At 62.8% G+C, this 1,566-nt stretch carries 2 protein-coding genes and 1 pseudogene; all 3 read left to right on the forward strand.

Annotation, left to right across the window (positions count from 1 at the left end; all coding sequences use genetic code 11):
* The coding region (locus K678_RS17305; RefSeq protein ID WP_021133781.1) for a penicillin-insensitive murein endopeptidase at positions 1-366 on the forward strand (366 nt) is incomplete at its 5' end.
* Positions 367-561: 195 nt separating this feature from the next.
* Positions 562-1,359 (forward strand): 30S ribosomal protein S2, encoded by a 798-nt coding sequence (gene rpsB / locus K678_RS17310; RefSeq protein ID WP_021133782.1) that lies wholly within the window; start codon positions 562-564, stop codon positions 1,357-1,359.
* Between the two features lie 101 nt (positions 1,360-1,460).
* Positions 1,461-1,566, forward strand: a pseudogene (locus tag K678_RS18885) (translation elongation factor Ts); the annotation flags it as partial.

Consider the following 1,566-nt stretch of genomic DNA (forward strand, 5'->3'; position numbering starts at 1 on the left):
ATCCGCTTCACGTGGGGGGCGGATCAGGCCCGATTGCTGGAACTGGCGGCGACATCCCCGGGAATCGACCGTATTTTCGTCAACCCCGCGATCAAGTTTGCCCTGTGCCGCCGCCTGGCTCCGGACCAGCGCGGGTGGCTGGCAAAGCTGCGGCCATGGTGGGGCCATGATGAACATTTTCATGTTCGTCTCGCCTGTCCGGCTGAATCCGGCCTATGCCAGCCGCAGGCTCCGATCCCCGAGGGGGACGGGTGCGGGGCGGAACTCGAGTCCTGGCTGGCGCAACCGCTGGCGATTCCCAAGGAAAAACCTCATCGTCAGGTCAGGCCCTTGCCTGAGGCTTGCACGGCGTTGGCGCACGAATAACGCTCTATTTTTCCCTGTAACCGTAATTTCCCGTGAGCCCGCTTGCAAAACGCGGCGCGAGGCGGTATCACCCTGCCCATCAATCCGCACGCGGGTTCGCGGCGGCGACATGTCTATGTCGTCCGTTCGCTCCGGTGCCGGGGGTTCCCCGGCGACGCCCGCGGAGGTTCAACCGGAGAAGCAAAGGACTATCCGATGGCTCTTCCCACGTTCACCATGCGCCAGCTCGTCGAGGCTGGTGTCCATTTCGGTCACAACACCCGCCGCTGGAACCCGAAGATGGCCCCGTACCTGTTCGGGGTTCGCAACGGGATTCATATCATTGATCTCCAGCAGTCGGTTCCGATGCTGCATCGCGGCATGCAGGCCGTTCGTGACGTCACCGCCGCCGGTGGCCGCGTCCTGTTCGTCGGCACCAAGCGTCAGGCGTCCGAGATCGTTGCCGAGAGCGCCCGTCGCTGCGGCCAGTACTTCGTCAACCATCGCTGGCTCGGCGGCATGCTGACCAACTGGAAGACGATCTCCCAGTCGATCCGTCGTCTGCGCGAACTTGACGAGCAGCTCAGCACCGGCGCCCTGTCCGGTCTGACCAAGAAAGAGCAGCTGAACCTGACCCGCGAGCGCGATAAGCTCGAGCGCGCGTTGGGCGGCATCAAGGAAATGGGCGGTCTGCCCGACGTCCTGTTCATCATTGACACCAACAAGGAAGCCCTGGCGGTCCAGGAAGCCAACAAGTTGGGCATTCCGGTCGTGGCAGTGATCGATTCGAACAGCGATCCGCAAGGCATCAGCTTCCCGATCCCCGGCAACGACGACGCGATCCGCGCCATTCAGACCTATTGTGATCTGATGTCGGGTGCGGTTCTGGACGGTATCCAGGCTGAAATCACCCGTGGTGGTGGCGACCTGGGCGCCAGCGCCGAAGCTCCGATTGAGCAGATTCCCGAGATCGAGGCGGCTTCGGCCTCCGAGGGTGCCGCTCAGCCGGTCTGATCGGTTCTGTCATGTTCGGATGGCGGCGGCTTGCGGTCGCCGCCATTCGTTTGATCTCACCAAAGCCCCCACGAAAGAATACGCCGAGAGAGGATTACCCCATGGCCGAGATTACCGCTTCGCTCGTCAAGGAGCTCCGCGAGAAGACTGGCGCCGGCATGATGGATTGCAAGAAGGCGCTGAACGAAGCTGCCGGCGATCTTGAAG

It is taken from the genome of Magnetospirillum fulvum MGU-K5 (assembly GCF_000442515.1).
Classification (GTDB): domain Bacteria; phylum Pseudomonadota; class Alphaproteobacteria; order Rhodospirillales; family Magnetospirillaceae; genus Phaeospirillum; species Phaeospirillum fulvum_B.

Bases quoted from the DNA above. Each gene is read 5' to 3' on its own strand.
- rpsB (WP_021133782.1), top strand. From the start codon at position 562: ATGGCTCTTCCCACGTTCACCATGCGCCAGCTCGTCGAGGCTGGTGTC.